The sequence below is a fragment of the Fodinicola acaciae genome (assembly GCF_010993745.1).
GTDB lineage: Bacteria > Actinomycetota > Actinomycetes > Mycobacteriales > HKI-0501 > Fodinicola > Fodinicola acaciae.
The window spans coordinates 1885098-1908983 of sequence record NZ_WOTN01000002.1 but is presented as its reverse complement, the minus strand read 5'-3'; the positions used below and the strand labels follow the sequence as shown (position 1 = coordinate 1908983).

At 67.1% G+C, this 23886-nt stretch carries 25 protein-coding genes; 17 read left to right on the top strand and 8 right to left on the bottom strand.

Features of this window, described 5'->3' with window-relative positions:
• Positions 1–330: 330 nt before the first annotated feature.
• A complete protein-coding gene (locus GNX95_RS24220) occupies positions 331–1257 on the bottom strand; it encodes a sugar-binding transcriptional regulator (RefSeq protein ID WP_163509670.1) in 927 nt (308 codons plus the stop codon).
• A 112-nt stretch (positions 1258–1369) separates the two neighbouring features.
• On the opposite strand from GNX95_RS24220, the gene GNX95_RS24215 reads away from it, so the two are divergent.
• The 8 genes from GNX95_RS24215 to GNX95_RS24180 all read left to right on the top strand — a co-directional run bounded on the left by GNX95_RS24215 (position 1370) and on the right by GNX95_RS24180 (position 8370).
• Entirely contained in the window at positions 1370–2812 is a 1443-nt protein-coding gene (locus tag GNX95_RS24215) for an ABC transporter substrate-binding protein (RefSeq protein ID WP_163509669.1), read from the top strand.
• Complete coding sequence (locus tag GNX95_RS24210; RefSeq protein ID WP_222853850.1) at positions 2809–3675, top strand: carbohydrate ABC transporter permease; 867 nt, start codon at positions 2809–2811, stop codon at positions 3673–3675. Before GNX95_RS24215 ends, GNX95_RS24210 begins: the two co-directional genes overlap by 4 nt.
• Entirely contained in the window at positions 3672–4478 is an 807-nt protein-coding gene (locus GNX95_RS24205; RefSeq protein WP_163509668.1) for a carbohydrate ABC transporter permease, read from the top strand. Before GNX95_RS24210 ends, GNX95_RS24205 begins: the two co-directional genes overlap by 4 nt.
• Positions 4475–5467, top strand: a complete 993-nt coding sequence (locus GNX95_RS24200; RefSeq protein WP_163509667.1) for an NAD(P)-dependent alcohol dehydrogenase — start codon at positions 4475–4477, stop codon at positions 5465–5467. The genes GNX95_RS24205 and GNX95_RS24200 overlap by 4 nt, the downstream gene beginning before the upstream one ends.
• The gene (locus GNX95_RS24195; protein ID WP_163509666.1) at positions 5464–6231 is read left to right on the top strand and encodes an SDR family NAD(P)-dependent oxidoreductase; all 768 of its coding nucleotides are present in this window, start codon (positions 5464–5466) and stop codon (positions 6229–6231) included. Before GNX95_RS24200 ends, GNX95_RS24195 begins: the two co-directional genes overlap by 4 nt.
• Positions 6232–6547: 316 nt before the next feature.
• Entirely contained in the window at positions 6548–7417 is an 870-nt protein-coding gene (locus GNX95_RS24190) for a S1 family peptidase (protein ID WP_222853849.1), read from the top strand.
• A 105-nt stretch (positions 7418–7522) separates the two neighbouring features.
• On the top strand, positions 7523–7957 hold the full coding sequence (gene soxR, locus GNX95_RS24185; RefSeq protein WP_281356959.1) for a redox-sensitive transcriptional activator SoxR: 435 nt from the start codon (positions 7523–7525) through the stop codon (positions 7955–7957).
• Between the two features lie 44 nt (positions 7958–8001).
• Positions 8002–8370, top strand: a complete 369-nt coding sequence (locus GNX95_RS24180) for a hypothetical protein (protein ID WP_163509663.1) — start codon at positions 8002–8004, stop codon at positions 8368–8370.
• Here the strand turns inward: GNX95_RS24180 and GNX95_RS24175 are convergent.
• Positions 8352–9110 (bottom strand): GntR family transcriptional regulator, encoded by a 759-nt coding sequence (locus GNX95_RS24175; RefSeq protein WP_163509662.1) that lies wholly within the window; start codon positions 9108–9110, stop codon positions 8352–8354. The two genes, GNX95_RS24180 and GNX95_RS24175, sit on opposite strands and share 19 nt — an antisense overlap.
• 245 nt (positions 9111–9355) lie before the next feature.
• On the opposite strand from GNX95_RS24175, the gene GNX95_RS24170 reads away from it, so the two are divergent.
• Positions 9356–10045 carry a SoxR reducing system RseC family protein gene (locus tag GNX95_RS24170; protein WP_163509661.1) on the top strand — a complete coding sequence of 230 codons (690 nt, stop codon included), beginning with the start codon at positions 9356–9358 and terminating at the stop codon, positions 10043–10045.
• Positions 10046–10106: 61 nt separating this feature from the next.
• Here GNX95_RS24170 and GNX95_RS24165 read toward each other — a convergent pair whose 3' ends face one another.
• The 3 genes from GNX95_RS24165 to GNX95_RS24155 form a co-directional block, all read right to left on the bottom strand.
• A complete protein-coding gene (locus GNX95_RS24165; RefSeq protein WP_163509660.1) occupies positions 10107–11690 on the bottom strand; it encodes an ABC-F family ATP-binding cassette domain-containing protein in 1584 nt (527 codons plus the stop codon).
• A gap of 139 nt (positions 11691–11829) precedes the next feature.
• A complete protein-coding gene (locus GNX95_RS24160) occupies positions 11830–12327 on the bottom strand; it encodes a hypothetical protein (protein ID WP_163509659.1) in 498 nt (165 codons plus the stop codon).
• On the bottom strand, positions 12327–12911 hold the full coding sequence (locus GNX95_RS24155) for a hypothetical protein (RefSeq protein ID WP_163509658.1): 585 nt from the start codon (positions 12909–12911) through the stop codon (positions 12327–12329). The genes GNX95_RS24160 and GNX95_RS24155 overlap by 1 nt, the downstream gene beginning before the upstream one ends.
• A gap of 156 nt (positions 12912–13067) precedes the next feature.
• Between GNX95_RS24155 and GNX95_RS24150 the strand changes: the two genes are divergently transcribed.
• Positions 13068–14243, top strand: coding sequence for a sensor histidine kinase (locus GNX95_RS24150; RefSeq protein WP_163509657.1), 1176 nt, complete (start codon positions 13068–13070; stop codon positions 14241–14243).
• The gene (locus tag GNX95_RS24145; RefSeq protein WP_163509656.1) at positions 14222–14872 is read left to right on the top strand and encodes a response regulator; all 651 of its coding nucleotides are present in this window, start codon (positions 14222–14224) and stop codon (positions 14870–14872) included. Before GNX95_RS24150 ends, GNX95_RS24145 begins: the two co-directional genes overlap by 22 nt.
• On the opposite strand, the gene GNX95_RS24140 is transcribed toward GNX95_RS24145, so the two are convergent.
• Complete coding sequence (locus tag GNX95_RS24140) at positions 14839–15669, bottom strand: helix-turn-helix transcriptional regulator (protein WP_246281715.1); 831 nt, start codon at positions 15667–15669, stop codon at positions 14839–14841. The genes GNX95_RS24145 and GNX95_RS24140 overlap by 34 nt on opposite strands.
• 129 nt (positions 15670–15798) lie before the next feature.
• On the opposite strand from GNX95_RS24140, the gene GNX95_RS24135 reads away from it, so the two are divergent.
• From GNX95_RS24135 to araD, 5 genes are all read left to right on the top strand, one after another.
• Complete coding sequence (locus GNX95_RS24135) at positions 15799–17148, top strand: MFS transporter (protein WP_163509654.1); 1350 nt, start codon at positions 15799–15801, stop codon at positions 17146–17148.
• Positions 17149–17157: 9 nt separating this feature from the next.
• Entirely contained in the window at positions 17158–17832 is a 675-nt protein-coding gene (locus tag GNX95_RS24130) for a nucleotidyltransferase domain-containing protein (protein ID WP_163509653.1), read from the top strand.
• A 159-nt stretch (positions 17833–17991) separates the two neighbouring features.
• Complete coding sequence (locus tag GNX95_RS24125; protein ID WP_222853848.1) at positions 17992–18636, top strand: GntR family transcriptional regulator; 645 nt, start codon at positions 17992–17994, stop codon at positions 18634–18636.
• A gap of 3 nt (positions 18637–18639) precedes the next feature.
• Complete coding sequence (locus GNX95_RS24120; RefSeq protein ID WP_222853847.1) at positions 18640–19548, top strand: dihydrodipicolinate synthase family protein; 909 nt, start codon at positions 18640–18642, stop codon at positions 19546–19548.
• Positions 19545–21263, top strand: a complete 1719-nt coding sequence (araD, locus tag GNX95_RS24115) for an L-arabinonate dehydratase (protein ID WP_163509652.1) — start codon at positions 19545–19547, stop codon at positions 21261–21263. The genes GNX95_RS24120 and araD overlap by 4 nt, the downstream gene beginning before the upstream one ends.
• Here the strand turns inward: araD and GNX95_RS24110 are convergent.
• Both GNX95_RS24110 and GNX95_RS24105 read right to left on the bottom strand, forming a co-directional pair.
• A complete protein-coding gene (locus GNX95_RS24110) occupies positions 21260–21457 on the bottom strand; it encodes a type II toxin-antitoxin system antitoxin (RefSeq protein ID WP_163509651.1) in 198 nt (65 codons plus the stop codon). The two genes, araD and GNX95_RS24110, sit on opposite strands and share 4 nt — an antisense overlap.
• 4 nt (positions 21458–21461) lie before the next feature.
• Positions 21462–22388, bottom strand: coding sequence for an SPFH domain-containing protein (locus GNX95_RS24105; protein WP_425483913.1), 927 nt, complete (start codon positions 22386–22388; stop codon positions 21462–21464).
• 223 nt (positions 22389–22611) lie between these two features.
• Here GNX95_RS24105 and GNX95_RS24100 point away from each other — a divergent pair, with 223 nt between their 5' ends.
• Positions 22612–23868, top strand: a complete 1257-nt coding sequence (locus tag GNX95_RS24100) for an HNH endonuclease signature motif containing protein (RefSeq protein ID WP_163509650.1) — start codon at positions 22612–22614, stop codon at positions 23866–23868.
• The last annotated feature ends 18 nt before the right edge of the window (positions 23869–23886 follow it).

Here is a 23886-nt window from a genome sequence, read left to right as displayed (position 1 = left end):
GGGATCCAGGGCCCCGTACCGGCATCTACCGGCGTCGCCGGCGCGGGTGCACGATCAGCGACCCGGCCACCGACCGAGCAAAAAACCTGGTCAACCGGAAGGTGAGGCGGCCTGGCCACGTAATACTTGTTTAACAAGATATCGACCGAACATTTGTCGCCGCCTGGCAGTCACAACAGCATTGCCAGCATCAATGAACCTCTCAAGGCAGACATTTAGCGTTACACTCGCTGCGGGTCCCCCATGCTGGACCTTCTCGTCACTTGCCGGGACGCCATCATCGCGCAGCTGCGGTCGCGCGCGATCCGTTCTTTGCCTACGAGAATCGTGTTAGTCCACTGTGGACAGCAGCCGCCTGGCCACACCGGCGTCGGTGATCACCGACGACACCATCCCGGTCGCCAGTACGGCGGCGATGGCGCCGGTCTTGGTTTCGCCGCCGGCGACCAGAATCAGCTCTGGAATGGCGCGCAACTGGTCCAGCGTGATCGCGATGCTGCGGTCGTCCAGCTCGACCACCGGACGACCGTCCTCGCGCAACAACGTGGTGCAGACCTCGGCACGTACGCCACGAGTGGTCAACTCCGTGCGGTCGCGAGCACTGAGGCTGTCGCGCAGCTGCGAGTCCGGCGGGTCCCAGCTGCCGACCGTCACCGCGGCGATGGTGATGTGGTCAAACTGTGCCATCGCGGCGCGGATGCCGGGCTGGCGACGGATCGCGGCCGCCGTGCCGCCGTCGGAAACGACCAGCGGAGCATAGATCGGATAGGCCGAGCCGCCGGACACCGCGGTCACCTGCCGCACCAGCTCCATCGAGTTTTCCGAGACCGAACCGGTCACCCCGGTGAGCTGGACCACCGGACAGGTCGCGAGCGTACGCAGTTGTCGCGCCATCGCTGACAAAGTGCGGCCCCAGCCGATGCCGAGCACGTCGTCCTCGGTGACGATGTCGCCGAGCAGCTCGGCGGCGGCCCGGCCGAGATGGTCGCGTAAACCGGCCGGATCCGGCGGTGTCACCAACACCATCGCGCGGCGCAGACCGAAAGCGCGCCGGAACTGGTCAGACAGATCCGCGTCGAGCTGACCCGGCAGGTTGATCTCGATCCGGACGATCCCCTCGGCCAGGCAGGCATCCAACAGTCTGGCGATTTTGAAGCGGGACAGGCCCAACTCCGCAGCGATTTCGGTCTTGGTGCGCCGCTCCAGGAAAAACCGGCGAGCCACCAGCGCGGCCTGCAGCGCCTCGTCAGGTCCCATCGATCCTCCACCGCTTTGAGCAGCCAACTGCTCATCTGAGCATACGATCTTGACCATATGAGCTGATTCACCTGAGGTTGTCAACCGAGTCCAGCGACGTACGAGGTTTCCCATGCGCACACCATCAGGCATCAGCCGCCGCGCGCTGATGGCAGCCGGCGTCACCGCACTGGCCGCCGGCGCGGCCGGTTGCGGCTCCGACATCAGGCCGGCGCCGCCGGCCGTACCCGATCAGGAATGGCGCCGGTTCGCCGGCACCACCATCAACTTCATTTCGGAGAACACCGCGCCGACCGTCGCGATCGCGGCGAATTTGCGGCCGTTCACCGAGCTGACCGGCATCGAGGTCAACATCGCGATCACCGATCTCGGCTCGGTGGCGCAGCGAGTGGCGCTCGACTTCGCCAGCGGCGACTGCCAGTATCACGTGATTTACGCCGATCCCTACCAGATCCTGGCGCCGTACGCGAAAGGCTTCGCCGACCTGCGCGAGTTCATCGACCAACCCGGCTATCCGAAGGTGCCCGGCGGCATCGGCGACTTCGTGCCGGCGCAGCTGGACATCTGCGGCAGGTTTGGCCGTCCGGACGCGGTGTACGCGCTGCCGTACGACTGCCCGACGATGATCTGGCACTATCGCGCCGATATTTTCGCCAAATATCACGACGCCATGGCCAACGCGCTCGGCTTCGACCCGACACCGCGCGGCGAGCTCAGCTGGGACCAGTATTTCCGGATCGCCGGCTGGCTCAACGACAACGTCAAGGAAATCCCGTACGGCACCGGCCACATGGCCAAACAGCACGACTCGCTCGGCTGCGACTTCCTCAACGTGCTGGTCAGCTATGGCGGCGACTATTTCCATGACGGCGACACCGTCGGCAAGATCGGCAAGGTGGCGCCAGGACCGTCCACTTTGGACTCCAACGCGGCGATAGCAGCGGCCGAGTTTTACCAGAAGCTGCTGAAGATCGCGCATCCCGGCTCGGCGGCGTGGGACTGGGACGGGGTGACCGCCGCGCTGCGCGGCCAGCAGATCGTGATGTGTCCCAACTGGCACGAAAACGCGGCCGGTAACGAGGCCGCGCTGCCCGGCAAGATCGCGTACGCGCCGCTGCCGCGCGGCCCGAAACGGAGCGCGCACATCTTCGGCGGCACCGGGATCGGCATCAACGGCACCGCCAAGGGTGCCGAGCGTGGCGCCGCCTGGCTGTTCGCCAACTGGGCCACGCAGCCGTCCATCGAGCTGGCCAACCTGGCCTCGAAGGTCGGCGGCGGCACGCCGACGCGTACGTCCGTCTACGCCATGCCGGAAGTGGTGGCCGCGGAAAAACGGCCGAGCAAACTGCCGAACATGCTCTCGGCGCAGGCGGTGAAGGTGGCCTGGGAGGAGAAGAACATCGGCCGTCGACCGAAAATCCCGATGTGGGGAGAATGCAACACCGCGCAGTTCACCGAACTGTCCAAAATGGTCGGTGGCCAGGCCGCCGACGTGACCATGCGCAACATCCGTGACCGGTTCGACCGGATCGTCTCGCGGGGATGGTCGGTATGAGGCGCCTGACCTTCGCCGGCGGCATGCTCTCCCCCGGTGTCATCCTGCTGGCCGCGCTGTCGATCATCCCGACTGTTGCCCTGCTGGCCATGAGTTTCGCGCACGTACGGCTGATCGGCGGCGCGCGGCTGGAATGGGCCGGCCTGACCAACTGGGCCCGCGTCTTCACCGACGGCGACGTGTGGCGGAGCTGGGGGACGACGGTGCTCTATCTCGTCCTCACCCTCGGCCTGGAAATGCTGCTCGGTGTCGCCCTGGCGCTGGGTCTTTTCCGGTTGGTACGCGGACGCGGCGCACTGTTGTCGATGCTGTTGCTGCCGATGTTCGTCGCGCCGGTCATCGTCGGCCTGCTCGGACGGTTTCTCACCGACTCGACTTTCGGTCTGTACGCTCGGATCCTGCAGGCGGTCGGTCTCGGCGGCGACATCTTCGTCAACCCGGTCAGCTCGTTCGTCGCGGTGGCGCTGATGGACGTGTGGGAATGGACGCCGCTGATCACGCTGATCGCGCTGGCCGGTCTCACCTCGATGAACCAGTCGGTGCAGGAGGCCGCGGCGCTCGACGGCGCGTACGGCTGGAAAAAGCTGCGCCACATCACGTTGCCGGCGATCTCCAACGTGCTGCTGGTCGGCCTTTTGATCCGCACGATGGACGCGGTCCGTTATTTCGACATCATCACGATCACCACCAACGGCGGACCAGCCGATGCGACCAAGACCGCGCCGGTCCGGGTTTTCGAGACGGCGTTCCAGTTTCTCGACTTCGGCTATGCCGCGGTGATCGGCATCGTGATGTTGGTCTTCACCATCGCGCTCGCGCGAGGTTTCGTACGCATGCTCGACGTGCGGGGGTTGGCCGGATGAAAACCAAGGTCATTGTCTACATTGGACTGGCCGTCGCGCTGGCCTGGACGCTGGTGCCGCTGCTGTGGATGCTGCTCGGCTCGCTGAAGACACCTGCCGCCATCGGTGACCTGCTTTTCAGTCCTACGCTGGAAAACTACGCCGGGCTGTTCAGCGAAGGCAACAACCTCTGGCCGTACCTGTGGCACAGCGTGGTCGCGGCGGTCAGCGCGACGGCAATCTCGCTGGTCCTCGGTACGCTCGCCGGCTATGGCCTGGCGCGCACCAGGATGCGCGGCAAGAAGCACCTGTCCTTCTGGATCATCTCGACCCGGATGGCGCCGATCGCGGCCGTGGTGCTGCCGCTTTTCCTGATGTTTCGCGGCCTCGGCCTGGTCGACTCGCTGCCCGGCCTGGTGCTGGCCTATCTCACCTTCAACCTGCCGTTCGCGATCTGGCTGATGAGCGCGTTTTTCGCCGACATTCCGGAGTCGCTGGAGGAGTCCGCGACGGTGGAGGGTGCCGGCCGGTGGCAGACCTTCTGGCACGTGGTGCTGCCGCTGTCCAAGACCGGCCTGGTGACGACCGGCGTGCTGTGCCTGGTTTTCGCCTGGAACGACTACGCCTTCGCCACGGTTTTCGCCGGTCCGCACTCGCAGACGCTGCCGATCGCGGCCAGCCAGTTGGTCACCTCGACCGGCATCGACTGGGGCAGGATGACAGCGATCGGCACCATCGTGGTGATCCCGATGATGCTGGCCGGCCTGGCCGTACGCCGGTGGCTGGTCACCGGTCTGACCCTCGGAGCGGTGACCGGAGAATGAAAGCCAGTGTGCTGGTCGGGACCGGCGTCATCGAGGTGCGCGAAAGGCCAGTGCCCGAGCCGAAACCGGACGAGGTGCTGATCAGGGTCGCTGCGGTCGGTGTCTGCGGATCGGACGTGCATTACTACAAACACGGCCGGATCGGCGATTTCGTCGTACGCGAGCCGATCGTGCTCGGCCACGAGGTGTCCGGCCGGATCACCGGTGTCGGCTCCACGATCGCCGCCGGCCGGATCGGTGAGCGCGTGGCGATCGAGCCGCAGCTTCCGTGCCGGCGCTGCGCGCAGTGCAAGGCCGGCCGCTACAACCTCTGCCCGGACATGCGTTTCTTCGCGACGCCACCGGTCGACGGCGCGTTCTGCGAGTACGTGACCGTGCCGGCGGATTTCGCGCATCCGGTCCCCGACGCTGTTTCCGACACGGCCGCCGCCTTGCTGGAGCCACTGTCGGTCGGCGTTTGGGCCTGCCGTAAGGCCGATGTCGGCACCGGCTCGCGCGTACTCGTCACCGGCGCCGGTCCGATCGGCCTGATCGCGGCACAAACAGCTCGCGCTGCCGGCGCGACCGAGGTGATCGTGAGCGACCCCGTGCCCGCTCGCCGCACCCGCGTCGCCGATTTCGGCTTCACCGCCGCCGAACCGGCGCAGGTCGCCGAGGTGTCCGATGTGGACGCTCTGATCGAGTGCTCCGGCGCGCCGCCGGCGATCGCGAGCGGCATCCCGGCGGTCCGCGGCGGCGGCCGGATCGTGCTGGTGGGGATGGGATCCGACCAGCTGACGCTGCCGGTTTCGCTGATCCAGAACCGCGAACTCTGGCTGACCGGCGTTTTCCGGTACGCCAACACCTGGCCGACCGCGATCGCGCTGGCGGCGAGCCGGTCCGTCGAGCTGGATCGGTTGGTGACCGGTACGTTCGGACTCACCGACGTGGAGGCGGCGCTGCGCGCGGACGAGCGCCCGGATGCGATGAAGGCGGTGGTCATTCCGTGACGGTGCTCGACAGTTTCGACCTGACCGGCAAACGCGCGCTGGTCACCGGCGCCAACCGCGGCCTCGGCAGGGCCTTCGCGGTGGCGCTGGCCGAGGCCGGCGCGAGCGTCGCGATCACCGGCCGCGACGCCGGCCGTAACGCGGATGTGTTGGCAGAGCTCAAAGACGCCGGCCACACCGCGGTCGCCATCACCGGTGACGTGACGCAGCGCGCCGATGTCGAACGGATGCTCGTCGAAACCGTCGATGGACTCGGCGGTGTCGACATCCTGGTCAACAACGCCGGCCTGTGCATCCACAAAGCCGCGTTCGACGTGCCAGATGCCGAGTTCGACCAGATCTTCGACCTCAACGTACGCGGCCTTTGGCTCTGCAGCACGGTTTTCGGCCGGCACCTGGCCGACAGCGGTGGTGGCGTGATCGTCAACGTCGGCTCGATCTCGGCACTCATCGTCAACCGGCCGCAGCTGCAGGCGACGTACAACGCCTCGAAGGCCGCGGTGCATCAGCTGACCAAGTCACTGGCCGCGGAATGGGCCCCGCACAACATCAGGATCAACGCTTTGGCGCCCGGCTATGTGAAAACCGAGATGGCGCCGGTGGACCGGCCGGAGTTTCGCCGGATGTGGATCGAGGACTCGGCGCAGCAACGCTACGCGACGCCGGAGGAGATCGCGCCGAGTGTCCTCTATCTGGCCAGCGACGCGTCCGCTTTCATGACCGGATCCGTCCTCGTCATCGACGGTGGTTACACGATTTACTAAGTAGCCGCCGCGGGGACCCGGATGGAAATGGACAACTTCCGGGTCCAGCGGCTTTTTTGGTGGCCGATGACCGAAATGTCGTCGCCATCGTTACGGTCCGTCAGCAGCTTAACGTAATATTTCCGGTATCACAGGAAAGTCTTGTGTTGCCGGCCGTCTTGCGTCGATACTTCCAACGGCTTGGCATTGGCCCCATCAAGGCAATGTGCGGCAATTATGCCGCCTCGACGCCGCGACTCGTGGTGCCTGGCGTCGATCCGGGCCACCTGAAGGACACGTCACCCCGGCCGTGTCCGCACCCCCACAGGAGGCGCACGTGAGGCTCACGTTCCGTCGTATCGCGATCGCCGCCGCGGCTGTCGGCCTGGTGGCCGCCGGCCTGGCCGCCGCGCAACCCGCGCAGGCCGCGCCGCATTACGGCGCCGCCAAGCTCAACAGCGTGAAAGCCGCGCTGGACAAGTCCACGATGGTCCCCGGCTCGGCGTGGGCCGTCGACGCGGCGACCGGCCAGATCCTGGTCACCCTCGACAGCACCGTGACCGGCGCGAAACTCGACCGCGTCAAGGCACTCACGCAGCAGTACGGCAACGCCGTACGCATCCAGCGCACCGCCGGTGAGTTCCACACCTACATCAGCGGCGGCGACGCGATCTACGGCGGCCAGTACCGCTGCTCGCTGGGCTTCAACGTCCGCAGCGGCAGCACGTACTACTTCCTGACCGCCGGCCACTGCGGCAACATCGCCTCCTCGTGGTATTCGAACTCCTCGCACACCACGCTGATCGGCAACACGCAAAACAGCAGCTTCCCCGGCAACGACTACGCGATCGTGCGCTATGCCAGCAGCTTCACCAACCACCCCGGCACCGTCGGCAGCCAGGACATCACTTCCGCCGGCACGCCGAGCGTCGGCCAGACGGTGACGCGGCGCGGCAGCACGACCGGCATCCACAGCGGCCGCGTGACCGCGCTTAACGCGACCGTGCGGTACGCCGAAGGCACCGTCACCGGCATGATCCAGACCACCGTCTGCGCCGAGGGTGGCGACAGTGGCGGTCCGCTCTACGCCGGCAGCACCGCGCTCGGCCTGACCTCCGGCGGCAGCGGCAACTGCAGCTCCGGTGGCACGACGTTCTTCCAGCCGGTCGTCGAGGCGCTCAACGCCTACGGCGTGCAGGTTTACTGACCGTACGACCCAAAGTGCGGCCGGCCGAGGTGGCCGGCCGCACTTTTCGTGGACCTCAACCAAACGCGAGGTACGCTCGGTGGCGTGAGCGATCGTCCGCCGATCCTGCGCGAGCTGACCGTCGGACAGCTGGCCGAGCGCAGCGGCGTGGCCGTCTCGGCGCTGCATTTCTACGAGGCCAAAGGCCTGATCAGCAGCCGGCGCACCAGCGGCAACCAGCGCCGCTACGCACGTGACACGCTGCGCCGGGTCGCGTTCATCAAGGTTTCGCAGCGGGTCGGCATCCCGCTCAAGACGATCCGGGAGGCGTTGGAAAGCCTGCCGGACGAGCGTACGCCCACCAAGGAGGACTGGGCCGCGCTGTCCGCCGGCTGGCGCGAGGAGCTGGACGCGCGGATCAACCAGCTGACCCGGCTGCGCGACGATCTGACCGACTGCATCGGCTGCGGCTGCCTGTCGCTGAAGACCTGCATGCTGTCCAATCCGTACGACGCGTACGCCAAGGAAGGACCCGGTCCGCGCCGCCTGCTCGCCGGATAGCCGTTCACAGTGCGGTCACAGGTGCGCGTCCGAGACTGGTGGTCATGCGGACGTACAGGTGGATCTGCGCCGGCTATCTGGTGGCCGCCGCGGTCCTCACCGTCTGGACGGTCGGCCTGCTGTTCGACCAGCCGCCGGACATCGTCACCTGGGTCGGCTTGGACGGCGCCCTGGTCGTCGCGTTTCTGCTGGCCGCGCGGCTGGCCCATCGCGGCGACCCGCGGCTGGGGCTGGTCGCGGCGGCCACCGGCGCGGCGGTGCTGCTGGACGGTTGGTTCGACGTGACCACCGCCGAGGCCGGCTGGCTTGGAGCCTCGATCCTGCTCGCGGTCACCGTCGAGGGACCGTTTGTGCTGGCCAGCGCGGCGATCGCCGGCTGGACGTATCGGCGGGTCTACGCCGGCACCTCGTAGACGATGCTGTGCCGGTCGCCGGGGAAGATCGTCCTGGTCCAGCGCACCGGCCCGTTCGCGGTCATGCCGATCCGCTCGTGCACCATGACCGGGATGCCGGGACCGATGTCCAGCCGGTTGGCCTCCGGCGGCCGCGGCATCCGTACGGTCAGCTCGTCGACATAATGCGTCTGCTCGAACCCCATGTCGGCCAGCAGCTTGCGTACGCCCTGCGGGATCGAGGCCGGGCTCATGATCGCCGAGCCCTGCACGACCTCCAGCGGATAGTACGAGTCGGATGTCGACCAGGCCTGGCCGTCGATGATCTGCAACCGTCGTCGTACGACCACGTTTTCGCCGACGTTGACCTCCAGCGCCTTGGCCATGTCGGCGTTGGCCAGCACGATCGACACCTCGATCTGCTGCACGGTCTCGTGGCCCTGCGACTTCACCTGTTGGAGGAACGCGTCCGTGCTGCTGACCCCGTCCAGCTCGTCTGACCTGCGACGATGCGCATAGTAGACGAGTGGCTCCATCTTGCGTACGACCCGGCCGCGGCCACGGCCACCGGTGATCAGGCCTTCGTTGGTCAGCGCGCCGAGCGCCAGCCGTACGGTGTTGCGCGACACGCCGTACTTGTCGGAGAGCTCTTTCTCGGTCGGCACGGTCTGGCCCGGCCGAAGCTCACCACGAGTGATCTTCGTCCGCAGCCAGGCGGCGATTTGCCGGTATTTGGGGCCGGTCTCCGGCTCTACTGTCACGGTTCGTCTCCCGGTCCGGCGCTGTTTGCCGACGACTGCTAGCGTCTAATTGTACCAACAATAGGTTCAGTACCCAAAGGTGGATGCGCACCGACTCGCCATGCTGTATGGTCCCTATTGTTGGTACAAGTTGAACACACGGATCTTTCGGCACTACCAGGGGGGATGCCAGAGCACGGCCGGAGCCTCAGCGTCGCGGAGCCCGCCGAGCAACGGACGACATACCGAAGTCGGGGAGGCAGACAATGAACACCGACCGAGGCCCGGAAGCGTTCATCGGCCGGCCGCACCGCAGGCGGACCCGTGACCGTGGACTGTTCCTGGTCCCCACCGTGCGACTGAGCATCGGCACCGTCGCGGTGCTGCTGATCGGTCGCGGACTGCTCCGGCTGCTCGGCGCGATGTGGCGCCATCCAGTCGCGACACTGATCACCGGAGCCCTGCTGGCCGGCTGGATCGCGTGGGGTCCCACCACGCTGGCCATCGTCGTCGGCTCCATCGTTTTCACCGCCGTCGCCGGCGGCCTGGTCTGGCGCTATGCCGACGAGGTCACCTTCGGCAGATGGGTACGCACGCCGGCGCGCTCGAAATGGCGCCGCCGTTGGGTTTACGAACGCAACTGGCAGCCGGCGATGGTGCTCACCGGCCTCGGCCGGACGGTGCACGGCAGCGAATACCTGCCGATCATCCGGCGGGTACGCAGCACCGACCGCCGCGATCTGGTGCAGGTTTCCATGACCGCCGGCCAGACCGCCTCGGATTTCGCCGAGGTGGCGAGCCAGCTGGCGGCCACGTTTGGGGCCGTACGCATGACAATCCGCCGCGACACCGACCCGTCGCGGCTCTGGCTGGACTTTCACCGCACCGGCGGGGTCACCACGCTGACGCCGCGACCCCACCAGCCAGGTCGTTCCAAAAGCCCGTCGGTGGCCTGATCACTGACCGGCTTCGCTGGCCATCGACCGGTATTCTCCGGTCGAGGTGGCCAGCGAATTTTCATGTTGAGCGCAGGACGATCTCCTCACCGTCCCAGCCGCGCCGAAACCACCGGTCGTGGGTCGCGACGACGATCGCGCCGGGAGCCGCGCGCAGCGCCTCCTCCAACTCTTCGGCCAGTTTCAACGAAATGTGGTTGGTCGGCTCGTCCAGCAGCAGGATGTGCGGCGGCCTGGCGATCAGCAACGCCAACGCCACCCGCCGGCGCTGGCCGACCGACAGCTCACCGACCGGACGGTCCAGGTCTTTGGGCGCCACCAGACCGAAACCGACCAGCCTCGCGCTCTGCTCGTCGCTGGTCTGGTCGTAAAGCGACCGGGCCGTACGCGACGGATCGGGAAAAACCACATCCTGTTCCAGCAACCCGATGCGGATGCCTTTCGCCCGGCGTACGACACCGGCGTCCACCGGCAGCCGATCGGCCAGCACGGCAAGCAAAGTCGACTTGCCTGAGCCGTTCGGACCGGTCACCAACAGCCGCGTCGTGCTGAAAACATCCAGCAGATCCAGCTGGAGCCGGCCGTCGACCCGTACGTCCCGGAGTGAGATGCCGAGCAGCTCGGTGCGTACCTTTCCGGTCAGCGTCGCGGAAAACCGCAGCGGAGCCGGCGGTTTCCTGACCTGGTCACGGGTCAGCTCGTCCAGCCGCTGCTGCGCGTTGCGCACCCGCCGCGAAACCTGTTTCTGGACGCGACCGCCCTTGAAGTCGTATTGCAGCTTGCTGGTGTTTCCCATCGGCCGGTTGTGGCTGACCTGCCGAGCGGTGACGTTCACCGCATGGCGCAGCTGTTTCAGCTCGTCCTGCTCGGCCTCGTACTGCTCCTGCCAGCGCTGCCGCTCGGCGCGTTTTTCGGCCAGATAGTCGGTGTAGGTGCCGCCATAGCGCTGCGGACCGCCACGCGCCGGATCCAGGTCGACGATGTCCGTACAGACAGCGTCGAGGAAAACCCGGTCGTGCGAGGCCAGCACCACCACGCCAGGCAGCTGGCTGAGCTGTTTTTCCAGGAACGCCAACGCATCGTCGTCGAGGTGGTTGGTCGGCTCGTCGAGCAGCAGGGCACGCGGCTGCCGGATCAGCAGCGCGGCCATGCCGACCCGGGCGCGCTGGCCGCCGGACATCTGGTCGAGCCGGCGGTCGGCGCCGAGCTCACCGACGCCGAGGCCGGCCAACACCAGCTCGGCACGCCGGTCGGCGTCCCACAGCTCGTGTGCCTGAGCCCACTCCAGCGCCTCGCCGTACTCGTCCAGCAGCTCGGGATGGTCGCCGAGCCGCGCGGTCAGCTGGTCGAGTTTCTCCTGCGCGGCACGGATCTCGGCGAGTGCGTCGTCGATCACCGACGCCAGCGTGGCGGCCGGATCGTACGGCAGCTCCTGCGCCAGGAAGCCGTGATCCGGCGGTCTGGTGACGGTGCCGGAGTCGGCGCTCTCCTGGCCGGCGAGCAGCCGCAGCAAGGTCGACTTGCCGACGCCGTTTTCGCCGACCAGGCCGAGGCGCTGGCCGGGTGAGGCGGTCAGCGAGACGCCGTCGAGTACGCGGCGGTCGCCGTACACCTTGACAAGATCGGACGCGATCAACGAAAACATCGAGACACCACCGAGGAAATCGGATTGGTGACCCACCGGGCGCAACAGGCCGCGGGCGCGGGTCGGGGTCGCGATGTCAGCTCTCCATGATGGTCCGACTATAACCGCATCGATGCGCGTGGCGTCAAGCCGCTGTGTTCTACAGCTCTTTCACCACCTCGCCGCGCTCGTCCAGGAACGCGATCGACGGCCGCCCGTCCATCGCGACCCGTACGCTGAGGCGCGGCTTGCCGGCCGGATCGCACAACTGCAGCGACGAACCCGACTCGGAGTGCGCGGCCAGCACCGCACCGACCGGGTTTCGTGCCTGCTCGGGCGGCAACGCCGGATCCGGCATGTGCCGCAACTGCAACACGGCGCCACCGACGCTGCCTTCCCATGACGTCTCCAGGTGGACGCCATCGGCATTGGCGAAATCGAGCGAGACGATCCCGCCGGTCGAGTATACGGCGATGGCGCCTTTCTCGTCGCCGTTGTCGGCGTTGAAGACCAGGCACGACAGGTCGTCAGGCGCACCGCTGCGCTGCTCCGGCGGATAGGTCTTTCCGCCGATGATGATCGGCGGTTTCTTCGTATCGACAAGGAAACGCTGCCGTCCACGGTTGTCGACGACGGTGAACGATCCAGGCGCGATCATCACAGGCTCCGTACGGTCGTGCCGTCCTCGTCCAGGACCGAGATCGACGGCGTGCCGTCCATCGCGACCCGCAGCCGGATCCGCGGCCGGCCCTGCGTATCGCACAGGGACAGCACCGATCCCAGCTCGGTTGAGGTGAACAGCTCGACACCGGGAAAGTGCCGGATCCCCAACCCCGAAGCCGGATCCGGCATGTGGTTCATGATGAGCGAGGCACCGCCGCGCTTGTCCTGCCAGCCGGTCTGCAGATGGATCGCGTCGCCGGTCGCGTAGTCGAGCGAGACCAACGCGCCGTGGCTGTCGGCGACGATCCCGCCTTTCTCGTCGCCGTTCTCGTCGTTGAAAACGAGATAGGAGGAGTTTTCCGGTCCCTGGCGGGGATATTCCTTGCCGCCGACGATCGCCGGCGGTTTCGTGGTGACGGCGAGGAAGCGTTGCCGGCCACGCTTGTCGACCACCTTGAACGAGCAGCGTACGGTCTGGCCGGTGGTCTCCGCGGCTGCCGGCGTGGTTGCCGACAGCCCAAGTCCGGCGCCGGCGATGGTCGCCAGCGAAGCGCCTATGACGGTGCGTCGATCAGTCATGGAGGAGATTCCTTTCTCAGTGTCGACCGCAGATTAAGGAAAGGTCGGTGCCGGTCGCATCGCGCCGCCGATAGAGCCGGCCATGACCGCGGTCATGGGGGCATCCCCTACGTACGACCGACGCGGACGCGCGACTCATTGGCTAATGTGCGGGTCGTGGGGCGCACGTTCACCGTCACCGACCGGCCGTTCGCGCTGACCGTCGCCTTCTGGCTGTCGATCGCCGCGACGCTCGGGTTTTCCGCGTACGCGTATCGACAGGTGCCGACTCTGCCATTCGGCTTTCCGGTGGTCGCGCCGTTGGTCGTCGGCACGGTCGGCAGTTGGTTGCTGATGCCGTGGGACGCGCGTACGACCGGGCGGCGCAAGCTTTTCTCACCGCTGTTCCTGCTGTTCGCCACCGCCGTGGTGACCTTCGACGGCACCGGTCTCGGTGCGCCGCTGATGATGGTCGCGCTGGCCAACATCCTGATCATGTTTGGCATGCGGTCGGCGATCGCGCTCGCCTTGCTCGCCATCGCACCGATGTATCTGGTCGCGCTGCCGTTGTTCTACCACCGTTCTCCCAGCGACCTGTTCTTTCAGGCGTTGCAGCTGACGCTGATCTCCACCTTCGTTTTCGGCATCGCCGCCGCGGTGGTGAAGGCCCGCGAGCTGTTGGCTCAGCTGGAATCCGCGCATGCGGAGCTGGCGCGCTATGCCGATCGCGTACGCGAGCTCACGGTGGCGCGGGAGCGAGCAAGGATGGCGCGGGAAATGCACGACTCGGTCGGTCACCACCTCACCGTCATCACCGTCGGTCTGCGCAATGCCGAGCGTTTTCGGAAGAAGCGGCCGGAAAGTGCCTGGGACGAGGTGCGGCAGGCGCGAGAGCTGACCGAGGACGCGTTGGCCGAGACGCGGCGATGGGTGCGCGCGTTGCGTCCACTCGCACTCGACGGGGCGGTCGGCAGCGCCGCACTCGAGGCGCTGGCGAAATCATTCGAAGGCACTGGAATTTCCGTACGGCTTGAGGTGGAAGGCCCGGAGCGGCCGCTGGACTCCGATGTCGAGCTGGTCCTCTATCGCGTGCTGCAGGAAGGCCTGGTCAACGCCGTACGGCACGGAAACGCCGGCAAAGCCGTGGCGCGGCTGGTTTTCGGCGCTGACAACGTGATGCTGGAGGTCGGCGACGACGGGACCGGCGCGGCCGCGCGGACCGACGAAGGCTTCGGCCTGTCGTCGCTGAGCGAACGCGCACGTGCCGTCGGTGGCACACTGACCACGGAAAACGGCCGCGAAGGAGGATTCGTGCTGCGAGCTGATCTGCCATGCCGGCCGTCCGCGTACTGATCGTCGACGACCAGAGCCTGATGCGGCGCGGCCTGCGCAACCTGCTGGATCTGGAAGACGGTGTGGAGGTCGTCGGCGAGGCCGCCGACGGCGTCGAGGCTTTGGCGGAGGCCAACCGGCTCCGTCCCGATGTCGTGCTGGTCGACGCGCGTATGCCGCGGATGGACGGAGTCGCGCTGATCGAGCGGCTTTCCCGCGACCATCCCGATGTCGCGTCGATCATGCTGACGACCTTCGATGAGGACGAGCTGGTTTTTGGTGCCCTGCGCGCCGGCGCGCGGGGCTATCTGCTGAAGGACGCGGCGCCGGAGGAACTGGTCGCGGCCATCGAGAAAGCGGCTCGCGGGGAAACCCCGCTCGCCGGCACGGTCGCGACCCGCGTCGTCGCCGAGCTCCGCCGTACGGCGCCACCGCCGCGCGACCCTGACCTGGCCGGATTGTCGTTACGTGAAGCCGAAGTCTGCCGGCTCGTCGCGGCCGCTGCGACCAACGGGGAGATCGCGGCGCAGCTGTTCATCACCAAAGGTACGGTGAAAAACCACATTTCCAGCGCTCTGCGCAAGCTCGGACTCCGCGACCGTACGCAGCTGGCCGTCTATTTCTCTCGAAGCTCGGCGTCCAGCAACTGAATCGCGTGATGTGACGGCGAGCCGGCGGCCGCGGTGAAGGTGATCAGCGACTGCCCGGGAGACGCGACCAGCGCGAGGCTTTGCTGGGTCACGGTGACCATGCCGATCAGCGGATGGCGCATGACGTAGTCGGCGGCGTCGCACTGGCGGATGCGATGGTCGGTCCACAGCTGCGCGAACTCGTCGCTTTTCATGGACAGCTCGCCGATCAGACTGGCCAGCGGTTCGTCGTCCGGATAGCGGCCGACGGCCAGGCGCAGGTTGCCGACGATCGCTCGCGCCTTGCGCGGCCAGTCGGCGTAGAGGTCGCGCGTGTGCGGGTCGAGGAAGACCATCCGCGCCGTGTTCGGCCGGTCCGTACTCGTGTCGAGGTGCCCCGCCAGCAGCCGGTGACCGCGCTCGTTCCAGGCAAGGATGTCCGTACGGACGCCCTGCACGATCGCCGGCACGTCGCTCATCTGCCCGAGCAGGTGACGGGTCGCCGGCGTGACCCGCTCCGGCGCGGCCCGGCGCGGTGGCCGCGGCCGGCTGTCGGCCGCCGCGAGCCGGCGCAGATGGTCACGCTCGTCCTCGCCCAGGCACAACGCGCCGGCGATCGCGTCGAGGACCATCGGTGACGCGCCGCGTACGTACCCCTGCTCCAGCCTGGCGTAGTACGACGCGCTGACGCCGGCGAGCTGCGCCAGCTCCTCGCGGCGCAGGCCGGGCACGCGTCGGCGGCCGTATCCGATCAGCCCGACGTCGATCGGCTCCAGTTGAGCGCGCCGCGCTCGTAGGAACTCACCGAGGCTGGTCACGCAGCCGATTGTCCCTCCCTGTACGCCCGCTATCCACACCATGGCGTGGGGTGCCAAACCGCGGTCTGGTCGCGCCGGCGCCGGTCACCGCACGCTGATCGAGGTCCGCAACGAAAGGAGCGCGACGCGGTGCCTGGATCCGCAGCACGACAGTGGCTCGCGTTGGCCGGTGTCAGTGTCCTGAGCTTTCTGGGGTGTGTCGACCTCACGATCGTCAACACCGCGGCGCCCCGGATCGGCACCGACCTCGGTGCGAACGTCGAACAGCTGCAACTGATCGTCAACGTCTTCGTCGTGGCGCTGTCGATGGCGATGGTCGCCGCCGGGCGGCTCGCCGACACGTACGGACGCCATCGAGTCCTGTACGCGGGTGCGGTGTTGTTTGGCCTCGCCTCACTTGGCGCCGGTCTCGCGCCGACCATCCCCGCGCTCATCGCCTGCCGCTTCGTACAAGGCCTGTCGTGCGCGGCGCTGTACACGACGTCGAGCACACTGGTCGCCGAGGCCTTCCCGGAAAGCCGACGCGGCCGCGCTGTCGGCGCGCTGTTCGCGGTCAACGGTGCCGGACTCGCGATCGGACCGCTGCTCGGTGGGTTGATCGTCGCCGTGCTGGACTGGCACTGGATCTTCCTGCTCAATGTCCCGCTGGTGATCGTCGCGCTCGGTCTCTGCGCGACCAGGCTGCGGGAATCCGAGCGGCACCAGCGGAGTCTCGACTGGCCGGGCCTCGCGCTGCTGGCCACCGGCGTATGTGGTCTCATCTTCGCGCTGACCTTCCACGACCTGCTCGGCTGGTCGTCCTGGCCTGTCCTGACCGCGTTGGTCACCGGAGGCGCCGCGATCATCGCCTTCGTCGTGGTGGAATGGCGCCATCGGGATCCGTTGATTCCACCTCGACTGCTGCGCCATCCATTACTGCGGGCCGCGATGACGGCCGAGCTCGGCCTGGCGTTCTTCTACACCACCGTGTTGTTCCTGCTTCCGCTCTACCTGACCACCGTTCGTGGGTATGGTCCGGCCGCCGTTGGCCTGTTGATGCTGCCGATCACGCTGACCGTCGCCGTCCTGTCACCGATAACCGGACGTTTCGTTGACAGGTTCGGTCCGCTGGCCGTCATCCTTGTCGGCTTCGCCGCGTTTACGTTGTCCGCGGTGCTGCTCGGTGGACTGGCCGCTGACAGTCCGATCGGCTATCTCGTCGCGGCCGGCGTACCGATGGGGATCGGCTGGGCCTGCGTACTCGGTCCGTCCGCCACCGCGGCGATGCTGTCGGTCGCCGGCGACCAGACCGGGCTCGCGGTCGGCGCGACCTGGACCGTACACAACGTCGGCGGCGCGATCGGGCTGGCCGTCAGTCTGAGCGTCTTCCGGCTCTTCGGCGGCTCGTTCGTCGCGGCCATGTTGTTGCTGGCGGTCGTCGCCTGCGCCGCGTTCGCGACCATCGCGACGATCGCCTGGCGATCCCGTTCTCGGGCCTAGACTTCGGCGGTGACAAACGCGCATCGGGTGTTGGTGGACCAGGTCGTCGCCGAGCTGCGGTGTTCTCCCGGCGTACGAGCCATCCTGCTGGCCGGTTCGCTCGCGCGAGGCACCGCCCGCCGTGATTCCGACGTGGACATCCTGGTCGTGGCGGATGACGCCGTACCGCGTCGTGATGACTATCCAATGCCCGTCGACCTGCTGGTGCGTACGGCCGATGGCTGGCGGCAGCGCTTTCAACCTTCGGGCGTCGGCGACGAGTCGTGGGGATATGCGTTTCTCGACGCCGTGATTCTCCATGATCCTCATGGCATCGCCGCCGGCTTGGTCGCCGATGCGCGGCGGATGCATGCGGAATATCGCACGCCTCCGGCGATCAAAGCGCACTATCGCCAGTTTTGGCAGCATGTGCGGCCGAAGATGGTGGCGACGCTCCGGGGCGGCGATCCGGTCGAGATCGGCTGGTCGGCGGCGGTGATGGCCAACGAGCTGCTGCGTACCGCCTGGGCCGCGAACGACCTGCCCAACCCGTCGCTCGACCTCGGCACGGTCCAGCGACACCTCGACGATCTCACTCAGCCCGCCGACGCACCCGGCCGGGTCCGTACGCTGCTGTCCGCGCCGCCGGCGGAGTCTTTGCGCCTCCAGCTGGCGCTGCTCGATGACCTTCTTGTCCGTTTGTAGCCTTCTTGACCACTTCGGCGGCGAAAGCGGCCAACAAAGTTACATCTGGGTGGCATTTGGGCTGTCCGATTGCCGCCTGGCGCGACAAAGCTGCAGGTAGCGGCACATCAGGAGACGCAATCGGAATCCGATTGCGTCGTCGCGTATCATATATGAGATATGAGTGACCAGATGGTGGCGGCGCCGGCGTCGCGTACGGAGTTCGTGCTGGCGACGGTGCGGCGGATGATCCTCACCGGTGAGCTGGCGCCGGGCCAGCAACTGGTCGAGACAGAGCTGGCCGAGCGGTTCGGCGTGTCGAAGACGCCGGTGCGCGAGGCGCTGAAGACGCTGGCCGGCAGCGGCCTGGTCACCATGAGCCAGTTCAAAGGCGCGTCCGTCCGCATCGTCGACGCCGACATGGCGTATTCCGTCTATGACCTCCGCCTGGTGCTCGAGCCGGCAGCACTGGCGCGAGCCGTACGCGCCGGCGCCGGCTTCGACAAAGCCGCGGCGGAGCTGGAAAAAGCGGCTCAGGCGCGGTCGGATGCCGAGCGCAGCATGGCCAACCGCGACTTTCATCGCGCACTTTACGCCGGCTGCGGCAATCCGCTGATGGTCCAGACGCTCGACGGCCTGCGCGACCAGGCGGCGCTGATCACCGTCGCCGGTTGGGGAATCACCGCGAGCTGGCGCGACGAGGCCGCCGAACACGCCGCGATCCTCGCGGCAGCACGGAAATCCGACGCCGCACAGGCCGCGGGCCTGCTCCAGCAACACATCCAGAGTTTCATCGACCGAGTTTTCGCCGAGCTGCCAGGGTGAGGGATGATGGACGCCGAGTCACTGAAAGCCGCACTGTCCACTGTGGTCGCCATTCCGGTCACGCCGTACGACGCGGACGGCTGGCTCGACGCCGGCGCGTACGCGGCGCTGCTCGAGCGATTGATCGTCGGCGGCATCACCGTGGTGACGCCAAACGGAAACACCAGCGAGTTCTACGCGCTCAGCCGCGCCGAGGCCCGGTTGGCTACCGAGATCACCGTAAAAACCGTGTCGTCACGGGCCAAAGTGCTGGTCGGTGTGGGCCACGACGTGCCGACCGCGGTCGACGCGGCGCAGCACGCGCGTGACTCCGGTGCCGAGCTGATCATGATCCACCAACCGGTCCATCCGCACGTGTCGCTGACCGGCTGGGTCGACTATCACGCCGCGATCGCCGGTGCGGTGCCGGAAATCGGCGTCGTCCTCTACGTACGCAACGCGAGAATCGGTGGCCAGCAACTGAAAGAGCTCGGCGACCGGTGCCAGAACGTGGTCGGCATCAAATACGCCGTGCCGGATCCGGTGCGGTTCGCGGCCACCATCGCCGACGCCGGCGCCGACCGGTTCGCCTGGATCGCCGGTCTCGCCGAGCCGTACGCGCCGAGTGCGTTCGCCGCCGGAGCGACCGGATTCACCTCGGGCCTGGCCAATGTCGCACCGCACGTGTCGCTGCGCATGCTGCATGCCTTGCGGGGCAACGATTTCGCGACGGCTCGCGAGGTGTGGCGGTTGATCCGACGGTTCGAGGAGCTGCGCGCCGCCTCGGAAAGCGCCAACAATGTCAGCATTGTCAAGGAAGCACTGGCACAGCTCGGCCTGTGCCGGCGGGACGTACGCGCGCCGAGCACGACGCCGTCGGAAAAGGACGCGGCAGCGGTCACGGAGATCCTGAAAACCTGGGACGTGGCATGAGAAAACGCGAGGACCTGCGCAGCCAGGCCTGGTACGGCGGCGACGGCCTGCGCTCTTTCAGCCACCGCGCGCGCAGCCGTCAGCTCGGCCTCAATCCCGAGGAACATCTCGGAAAGCCGGTCATCGGCATCCTCAACACCTACAGCGGCATCAACCCCTGTCACCTGCATTTCCGTGAGCGCGCCGAGGAAGTCGCTCGTGGCGTCTGGCAGGCCGGTGGCTATCCTGTCGAGTTTCCGGTCGCCACACTGTCGGAGACCTTCCAAAAACCGACGCCGATGCTCTATCGCAACCTGCTGGCGATGGAAACCGAGGAGCTGCTGCGGTCGTATCCGATCGACGGCGCAGTGCTGATGGGTGGCTGCGACAAGACCACGCCAGCGCTGCTGATGGGGGCCGCGAGCGCCGGTCTGCCGGCGATTTTCCTGCCGGCTGGACCGATGTTGCGAGGCAACTGGCGCGGCCAGGAGCTCGGCAGCGGCACCGACATGTGGAAATACTGGGACGAGCGGCGCGCCGGCAACGTCAGCGACTGCGAGTGGTCCGAGCTGGAGTCGGGGTTGGCGCGCTCCCCGGGCCACTGCATGACGATGGGGACCGCCTCGACGATGACCTCGGCGGCCGAGGTGCTCGGCATGACCCTGCCTGGCGTGGCGTCGATTCCGGCGGTCGACTCGGCACACCACCGCGCGGCGGCCGCGACCGGAATGCGGATCGTCGACATGGTCTGGGAAAACCTGTCCATTGGTGAGGTCCTCACTGCCGAAGCGTACGCCGACGCCGTCACGACCGTCATCGCGCTCGGCGGCTCCACCAACGCGGTCATCCACCTCATCGCGATGGCGCGGCGCGGCCGGGTCGGCCTGAGCCTGCGCGATTTCGACCGGATAGCGCGGGAAACGCCGGTGCTGGCCAACATCCGGCCAGGTGGCCAGTTTCTGATGGAGGACTTCTATTTCGCCGGTGGACTGCCGGCGCTGCTCAACGAGATCCGCGATCTGCTGCACACCGAGCGGCGTACGGTCAGCGGCCGTACGCTCGGCGAGCAGTTGGACGGTGCGGCGATCCACAAGCCGGAGGTGATCCGGCCGCGGTCCAATCCGCTGTCGCCGGACGGTGGACTTGCCGTACTGTCCGGAAACCTCGCGCCGGACGGAGCCGTCATCAAGCACATCGCCGCCGAGCGGCGGTTGCTCAAGCACACCGGCCCGGCGGTGGTTTTCCGCGACTACCAGGACATGCAGGCGCGAGTGAACGATCCTGGCCTGGTGGTTGACGCTGATTCGGTGCTGGTGCTGCAAAATGCCGGTCCGCTGGGCGGTCCCGGCATGCCGGAGTATGGCATGCTGCCGATCCCCGACCGGCTGCTGAAACAGGGAGTCCGTGACATGGTACGGATTTCCGACGCGCGGATGAGCGGCACGAGCTATGGCGCGTGCGTGCTGCACGTGGCGCCGGAGTCGTACGTCGGCGGCTCGCTCGCGCTCGTACGCGACGGCGATCTGGTCACTTTGGACGTGGCCGCCCGAAAACTCACGCTGGAAATCAGCGACGAGGAGCTCGCCTCGCGAAAAGCCGCGTGGACGGCGCCGCCGCCGCGCTACGAGCGCGGCTATGGTGCGCTCTATCAGCAGCACGTGACCCAGGCCGACCAAGGCTGCGACTTCGATTTCCTGGCCAGGCAGGGCAATAACCCCACTCCGGATCCCCGCTAGGAATCCTGGCGCGGTCGGCCGCGACGCGGGATGTCGCCGGCGGAGCGCGGCATCCGGCCGGCCTCGGTCAGCGCGCGCCGTAACAGAAACTCGATCTGCGCGTTGGTGCTGCGCAGCTCGTCGGCGGCCCATTTGGCGAGTGCGTCGTGGACCGCCGGATCGAGCCGGAGCAGGAGACTTTTCCGGTCTGCCACGGCTTTACGAATACAGCGAGCCGGCATTGACGACCGGCTGCGTGTCACGGTCGCCACACAACACGACCAACAGGTTGGACACCATCGTCGCCTTGCGTTCCTCGTCGAGCGCGACGACCTCCGAGGCGGCGAGTTGGTCGAGCGCCAGCTTGACCATGCCGACCGCGCCTTCGACGATCCGCTGCCGCGCGGCGACGACCGCGTTTGCCTGCTGGCGGCGCAACATCGCCTGCGCGATCTCCGGCGCGTAGGCCAGATGCGTGATCCGCGACTCGACAATCCGCACACCGGCCGCCTCGACTCGCGCCGCCACCTCGGCGGACAGCTTCGCGGTGATCTCGTCGGCGTTGTCCCGCAACGAAAGCTGGCTCGGGTCGTGCGCATCGTACGGATAGCCGTTGGCGATGTGCCGCACCGCGGTCTCGGTCTGTATCGCCACGAACGCGACGAAATCATCCACCTCGAAGACCGCTCGCGCGGTGTCGGCGACCTGCCACACTACGACCGCCGCGATCTCGATCGGATTGCCGTCGGCGTCGTTGACCTTCAACGCGGCGGTCTCGTGGTTGCGGATCCTGGTGGAGATCTTTCGCAGGTTGTAGAACGGGTTGACCCAGCGCAGGCCGTCTTTTCGTACGGTGCCAGCATAACGGCCAAACAGCTGCAGCACGCGCGCCTCGCCGGGAGCGACCGCGGTGAGGCCTTTGAGCGCGATCCAGGTGGCGATCAGGCACAGCACGCCGAGCGCGAAAAAGCCCGCGCCGCCGCCACCCGACTGCATGAGGCCGATGACCAGGAATGCGGCCGCGCCGAGGAGAAGCAGCAATCCCACGGCCAGCATCCCCAACCCCGGAGCACCCGGCGTCAGCCGCTCGCGGACCTGCGGCGCCGGCAGCTCCAAACCCAGCTCGTTGGCATCCATGTCCGGCATGAGTCGCCCCTCCGTCCGACTGCTGTCCTCAGCATATCATAGTGATATCACTTTCGCCTCCGAGGTGGACGGCAGCATCAACAGCCATCGCGAGAGGGACATCGCTTGACAGCTTTGCATCTATTGCTGTCCAACGCGCGCGCTGCGATTTACATTTCGCGACAACGGAAACGCGCAACCCTGGCAGTCTGGTTTTGTCGGCCGGTGAGGTATTATTGGCGGCATGACCACTCCTTCGTTTCAGCTGGCGGGTGATCCGTCGTTGCTGTCCGGCAAGGAGGAGTTCGCGGCCGCGTTGCGGTGTGCGGAGCAGGCGGTGCGTACGGCCAAAGCCGCGCTTCTGGCGGTGGTGAAAGCCGCCGATGACCAGACGATCGCGACGAAGTTCGGGCACGCCGACACGGCCGCGTTCCTGGAGGATTTCCTGAAGTTCTCCCCCACCGAGGCCAGCCGATGCGTGCAGCGCGCTCGCACGTTCTGCGGCAGCCGCGCGTTGGCCACCGGTGAGAAGCTGGCGCCGCAGTTGGAATACGCCGGCGAGGCCATGCGCCGCGGCGAGCTGGCCGACTCGCAGTTGGACGCGATCCGGACGATTATCACCAAGTTGCCGCGTCGGATCGGTATCCAGGAGCGGCGGTTCGCCGAGAAAACGTTGGTCGACGCGGCATCGCAGTTGCGGGCGCGTGAGTTGCACCAGCTCGGCAACCGCGTCCACGGCCACCTCGACCCCGACGGAACACAGCCCTCGGAAGAAGAAAACGCCACGCCACGCCGCGAGCTGTATTTGCGCACCGGCACCGATGGTCGGCTCGCCTTCCGCGGCAGCTTCGATGCCGAGACGGGCAGCCTGATGCAGGAACTCCTCTCGCCGCTGGCCAAGCCACGGACCGACGACAAAGGCAAAACCAGAGACCGCCGCTCGGCTGCTGAGCGCAATGGTGATGCGTTGGCCGATGCGCTGAACTTGATCGCCGACAGTGAGAAGCTGCCGATCCAGGGCCGCGAGCGTCCCCACCTGACGATCACCTTGTCGTGGGAGATGCTCAGGGACAAGCTCGGCCAGGTCCGCGCGTACGAAAACACCGTCCTCAGCCCCGAAGCCGCCCGCCGGCTAGCGTGCGACTGCGACATCACCCCGCTCGTGCTCGGCACCCAAAGCGAAGCATTGGACGTCGGCCGCACCGAACGGCTGGTCACCGATGAACTGCGCAAAGCGTTGATCGCGCGTGACCGTGGCTGCGCGATGATCGGCTGCACCCGGCCCGTACGCTGGACGAGAGCACACCACGTGCGGCACTGGGCCGACGGAGGTGAGACCTCCATCGACAATTGCGTGCTGCTGTGCGAGTTCCACCACCGGCAGATCCACCACGGCGACTGGCAAGTCCGCATCGTCGACGGCGTGCCGGAATTCATTCCACCGCAGTACGTGGACTTCGAGCAAAAGCCGCTACGAAATACCTACCACCTGTTCAACTGAACAGAACAGGTGGACCTC

Bases quoted from the DNA above. Each gene is read 5' to 3' on its own strand.
- GNX95_RS24220 (WP_163509670.1), bottom strand. From the start codon at position 1,257: ATGGGACCTGACGAGGCGCTGCAGGCCGCGCTGGTGGCTCGCCGGTTT.
- GNX95_RS24215 (WP_163509669.1), top strand. From the start codon at position 1,370: ATGCGCACACCATCAGGCATCAGCCGCCGCGCGCTGATGGCAGCCGGC.
- GNX95_RS24210 (WP_222853850.1), top strand. From the start codon at position 2,809: ATGAGGCGCCTGACCTTCGCCGGCGGCATGCTCTCCCCCGGTGTCATC.
- GNX95_RS24205 (WP_163509668.1), top strand. From the start codon at position 3,672: ATGAAAACCAAGGTCATTGTCTACATTGGACTGGCCGTCGCGCTGGCC.
- GNX95_RS24200 (WP_163509667.1), top strand. From the start codon at position 4,475: ATGAAAGCCAGTGTGCTGGTCGGGACCGGCGTCATCGAGGTGCGCGAA.
- GNX95_RS24180 (WP_163509663.1), top strand. From the start codon at position 8,002: ATGCGGACGTACAGGTGGATCTGCGCCGGCTATCTGGTGGCCGCCGCG.
- GNX95_RS24170 (WP_163509661.1), top strand. From the start codon at position 9,356: ATGAACACCGACCGAGGCCCGGAAGCGTTCATCGGCCGGCCGCACCGC.
- GNX95_RS24165 (WP_163509660.1), bottom strand. From the start codon at position 11,690: ATGTTTTCGTTGATCGCGTCCGATCTTGTCAAGGTGTACGGCGACCGC.
- GNX95_RS24160 (WP_163509659.1), bottom strand. From the start codon at position 12,327: ATGATCGCGCCTGGATCGTTCACCGTCGTCGACAACCGTGGACGGCAG.
- GNX95_RS24155 (WP_163509658.1), bottom strand. From the start codon at position 12,911: ATGACTGATCGACGCACCGTCATAGGCGCTTCGCTGGCGACCATCGCC.
- GNX95_RS24145 (WP_163509656.1), top strand. From the start codon at position 14,222: ATGCCGGCCGTCCGCGTACTGATCGTCGACGACCAGAGCCTGATGCGG.
- GNX95_RS24125 (WP_222853848.1), top strand. From the start codon at position 17,992: ATGAGTGACCAGATGGTGGCGGCGCCGGCGTCGCGTACGGAGTTCGTG.
- GNX95_RS24120 (WP_222853847.1), top strand. From the start codon at position 18,640: ATGATGGACGCCGAGTCACTGAAAGCCGCACTGTCCACTGTGGTCGCC.
- araD (WP_163509652.1), top strand. From the start codon at position 19,545: ATGAGAAAACGCGAGGACCTGCGCAGCCAGGCCTGGTACGGCGGCGAC.
- GNX95_RS24105 (WP_425483913.1), bottom strand. From the start codon at position 22,388: ATGCCGGACATGGATGCCAACGAGCTGGGTTTGGAGCTGCCGGCGCCG.
- GNX95_RS24100 (WP_163509650.1), top strand. From the start codon at position 22,612: ATGACCACTCCTTCGTTTCAGCTGGCGGGTGATCCGTCGTTGCTGTCC.